6 protein-coding genes are annotated in these 3,849 nt (G+C 39.3%); 1 reads left to right on the top strand and 5 read right to left on the bottom strand.

Annotation, left to right across the window (positions count from 1 at the left end):
• Nucleotides 1–61: 61 nt before the first annotated feature.
• The 4 genes from JOC94_RS22455 to JOC94_RS22445 all read right to left on the bottom strand — a co-directional run bounded on the left by JOC94_RS22455 (nucleotide 62) and on the right by JOC94_RS22445 (nucleotide 2,268).
• Entirely contained in the window at nucleotides 62–397 is a 336-nt protein-coding gene (locus JOC94_RS22455; protein ID WP_077110248.1) for a hypothetical protein, read from the bottom strand.
• Nucleotides 398–1,104: 707 nt separating this feature from the next.
• On the bottom strand, nucleotides 1,105–1,380 hold the full coding sequence (locus JOC94_RS23295; protein WP_253191857.1) for an ATP-binding protein: 276 nt from the start codon (nucleotides 1,378–1,380) through the stop codon (nucleotides 1,105–1,107).
• Nucleotides 1,381–1,550: 170 nt separating this feature from the next.
• Nucleotides 1,551–1,664, bottom strand: coding sequence for an ATP-binding protein (locus JOC94_RS23290; RefSeq protein ID WP_253191856.1), 114 nt, complete (start codon nucleotides 1,662–1,664; stop codon nucleotides 1,551–1,553).
• A 247-nt stretch (nucleotides 1,665–1,911) separates the two neighbouring features.
• Nucleotides 1,912–2,268 (bottom strand): hypothetical protein, encoded by a 357-nt coding sequence (locus JOC94_RS22445; RefSeq protein ID WP_077110245.1) that lies wholly within the window; start codon nucleotides 2,266–2,268, stop codon nucleotides 1,912–1,914.
• A gap of 170 nt (nucleotides 2,269–2,438) precedes the next feature.
• Between JOC94_RS22445 and JOC94_RS22440 the strand changes: the two genes are divergently transcribed.
• Nucleotides 2,439–2,786 (top strand): hypothetical protein, encoded by a 348-nt coding sequence (locus JOC94_RS22440; RefSeq protein ID WP_139345574.1) that lies wholly within the window; start codon nucleotides 2,439–2,441, stop codon nucleotides 2,784–2,786.
• A 953-nt stretch (nucleotides 2,787–3,739) separates the two neighbouring features.
• Here the strand turns inward: JOC94_RS22440 and JOC94_RS22435 are convergent.
• Nucleotides 3,740–3,835: an IS3 family transposase gene (locus JOC94_RS22435; protein WP_408021948.1), complete on the bottom strand. Its 96-nt coding sequence runs from the start codon at nucleotides 3,833–3,835 to the stop codon at nucleotides 3,740–3,742.
• Nucleotides 3,836–3,849: the final 14 nt, after the last annotated feature.

Below are 3,849 nucleotides of genomic sequence, written 5' to 3'. Positions count from 1 at the left end.
CATAATATTCACCTCAAGAATATTATGCGGTTATTGGTCGAAGCTGTACATTATTAAACAATCAACTTTGTACATTCTTAGAGTAGCATTTATAAGTCAGTTGGTATCGTTCATTTCTTAATTTAACTCTCTTATCGTAGTCAATTGAATATCTTTTAATTAAACCGGTCATATATCGAATAATTCTATTAAACAGATAAAATTCTTTAAATTTATTGTCTAGATGTTTAATGTCAAGCTGACCATTTATTACTTCATTAAAAATCTTTTCATTTTCTTCACTTCTTAAAAATTCTTTAATGATTGGATCTTTAAGTAATAATGGTAATCTCTCCTTTAACTTAATAATTTTCTTTTTGGGACATTCTTCGTAAGCTCCGTCATTTTCATGAAACATAGTATCCCCCCATAAAAATGCCAAAATTTCTATAGTAAAAAGTTAATAATTCCTCCATTTATGGGGTTTTATATACAAAAACTTGCCGCCCCTTGAATTTGAGCTTGGATGAGGTTACCACCATCCAAGTCCTTAAAATAGGTAGGAAGCGATAAGTTGTACCCTCAATTATTAACTTATTTACTCGAATTTACTGTTTTGTCTACATAAGTAAAAAGATCTTACTATCTACTTGTGAAATAAAAGTAGAAAAACTAAAACAAAAAAGGGGAAATATATTAAAAGTGTAACTATTCCCAATTATTAAGTATGTTTTTTTAGTAGTTCTACATTTCACCTCTTTTTAAAATCAGGTGGAATAATTAGACGAATCTACAAAGAAATGAGAATCATGGCCTTAAATTTAATTAATGCGCCATACCTCGTGAAAAAAATCAATAATAGAGAATGTATTATGATTGCATTTGTAGGTTTTGATTGTCTTGTGGAAAATGAAGAATTAAGATTGAAATTATGGCTACCGCCGGATCCACTTGGAATTGATAAACAGATGCAAGAAAATAAACCATAAGAAGGCTCAGGGGAAGATGTTCATGCAAAAATCACGCTGTTATAGTTCCTACAAAGGCAATGCAGCAAGCTATTTTATCAGCTTTGGAAACCTTTTTTTCAGCTTTTTATATGTTTCAAAGATATTTTCGGGAATTTCACACATGCAAGGCTATTGTATTTTGCAAGATAAAAGTTGATAAAAATGCGAAAGAAATATGAGAGCTTTGCCAGCCCTGATTTTTATGTTTTGTGATTAGACAGTGAGTGTTACACGGTAAGCTGTCACCGGTAAAACTTAAAATATGAGAGTGGTGAATCATACGATCCACGAGGGCAGCGGTCAGCCTGGCATCGGTGAATATACGATTCCATTGGCTAAATTCGAGGTTAGAAGTAATGATCAGACTTTTTAGTTCATACCAGTCTGTCACCAGCTGGAACAACAGCTCAGCCCCATCCTTACTAAAGGGACATAGCCCATCTCATCCAGAAAGACTAGATCCACTTTATTGAGCTTGTTTCTGAAGGATTGGAACTTCCCTTCGTTCTACGCTCTTTCCAGGGAATCCACCAAATCGGCCACTCGGAAGAAGCTCACCTCCTATCCCTTCCTGCAGGCACTCCTGCCCAGTATGGTGGCAATATGCGTCTTTACAGTGCCGGGAGACCCCGTCAGAATGACATTTTCTTTGCGGCGATAAAGTAGTCCAGGCATTTTAAACCATCCCTGTCAATTTGCGGAGGGAATTTCACCTGCTCTGTCCAGCGAAAATCCTCCAACTCCTTTTCATTCAGGAATCTGGCCTTTTTGATTAGTCGCTCACCCTTAGCGGTCTCCCTAAGATCAAATTTCTGCCGGAATATAGCTTCCAGGTATTGGCCTGATCTTCAAAAGGGATTCGTTCATAAATATCAGCCACAAGGCCAGACGCAGGGATTTACACATCTTTTTCAGCCGGTGCTTAATAGGGAAGGTCACCTTCCTGTCCGGGTACCGGTACGGCAGGCTGCAGGGAGTCATACGCACGCCAGTCCACTTCGGGAATATGTATACGATGCCCATCCATCTGGATTTCCCCATATTTATTGGCTGTTACCGACTCTTTTTTAAATACCGAATACTCCTGTTCCGGCAGGGAGAGGCAATATTTCTTTTCCTCTTCAATCAGGTTCGCAATCCTCTCGCCTTTTTTATAATGGTCGCGCAGGTGGTCTTGACGGGACTTATCCACCAACATTTCCTGCAGGTAATCCAAATCCCTGATGACCGGTGACGGTGTGAAGAAGTTATAGCGCACATATCCGACCTTATTCTCCACATGGCCTTTCTCGTTCCCTTTTCGGGCGTTGCAGGCCCCAGGTTCGAATCCATATTATCGGGCAAACATCTGAAAACCAGCGGTAAAGACCGTATCGCCATGCTTCCCCCTGACTTGGCCATTGCAGGAGCCAGGTTGTCGATCCGCAGCTTCCGGGGGACATGGCCCAGTTGTTTGAACAATATCTTCAAGCCTTCCAGAAAACATTGCTGGTTTTCTGCCGGGAGAGGAACCGTGTAACCTGCGTTACTGAATGGAAGACTCATAACAAGGCAGTGAATATCTTTTACCTTTCCGTCCTGTATGGCTACTGTGGTGCCGAAGTCGATTTGGGCTTCGGCCTGCGGATGGGTCAACCGGTCCTATTCTTCTTTGAAGGCATACTCACCCTCGGGAAGGTTCTCCCGCCATTCTTTCGTGAAATTGCACAATGTCCTGTAAGAGCCGGGAAACCCCAGCTTTCCAACTGTTTGAATATGACCTTGTTGTTACGCCGCAACTTTTTCTTCAGCGCATAATCTTCCATCAGCCAGTCTGAAACAATCTCTCCCCATATTTCCACATACATCATCCCCGCCTTTTCGGGGGAGACTCTCTTCGGGAATCTGATCTTCATCCGCGTATTTCTTTCCGGTCTCCCAATAGAATCCGGTTCTTCTCGATATCTCATTGATCGATAATGATTTCTCATTTCTTAGATTTTTGATATGGTGAACTTTATCGCTTGGGCTGGCAAGCTTTTTGCTTACCCTAATAGATTGCAGGATTCTAAGATTTCCTTTGCATTTCTCACTGTTTTTATTTTGCACAATACAACCCAATGCTTAAGGAACATGTTTTTTGGAATAAAAAAACAACCTTTTCCTTAACGTGGAAAAATTAGCTTCTATAAATAGTTATCTCTTTTAAACAAACCTTATGGAAAAAACCTATAATAAATGCTCCCGATCCAAACCAATTAATAATGAATAGCGTACCTGTTACCCAATTTTTTCGGCTTTTCTAGTATCATTATATATTGCTGTTTTACTCCCCCTGTTCACTTTAATAATTAAAGGGGGAAACAAAAATGAAAGAAAAAACTGATATGTAGGTCAACACCTATCATTTCTGTTTTTGAAACGTTATCTACTATCCCTAAAAATCTCGGTATCATCTAATATGAATCTTGACTTTGTTGCTCCCGGTGAAAACGTCGTTTCCACTCATTTACAATAATTTTGTTCCATTAACGGGAATATCTATGGCTGCTCTTTATGTAACAGGTGGAGTTGCTTTGATTTTAAATCTAATTGAACGTTCTCAACCAACTATGATCCCATATCTTGTTTATCAATACTTGTTAGAACATGTCAAAAGGTTTGATACTATGTCAAGAAAGTAGACACAGATTTTCTACCGCGCTTTCGCTTGGTGGCCGTCATAAAAAAGTTTAAATAAAGGGCATTTAAACTTTTTTATGGCGGTAAAATCAGGCTGCGGAATCTCCATACATTTGCTCAAATTCATTTGGCGTATAGTAGCCCAAAGTCGAATGGATCCGCTTAGAATTGTAGAAGAACTCGATGTATTCAAACAGCG

Source organism: Siminovitchia thermophila (genome assembly GCF_016909185.1).
Lineage (GTDB): Bacteria > Bacillota > Bacilli > Bacillales > Bacillaceae_C > Siminovitchia > Siminovitchia thermophila.
The sequence above is the reverse complement of the archived record's forward strand: the minus strand, read 5'-3'. Positions and strand labels throughout refer to the sequence as shown.

What these genes read in the sequence shown, in the direction of transcription:
- JOC94_RS22455 (WP_077110248.1), bottom strand. Translation starts at nt 397, where the DNA reads ATGTTTCATGAAAATGACGGAGCTTACGAAGAATGTCCCAAAAAGAAA.
- JOC94_RS23290 (WP_253191856.1), bottom strand. Translation starts at nt 1,664, where the DNA reads ATGCCTGGACTACTTTATCGCCGCAAAGAAAATGTCATTCTGACGGGG.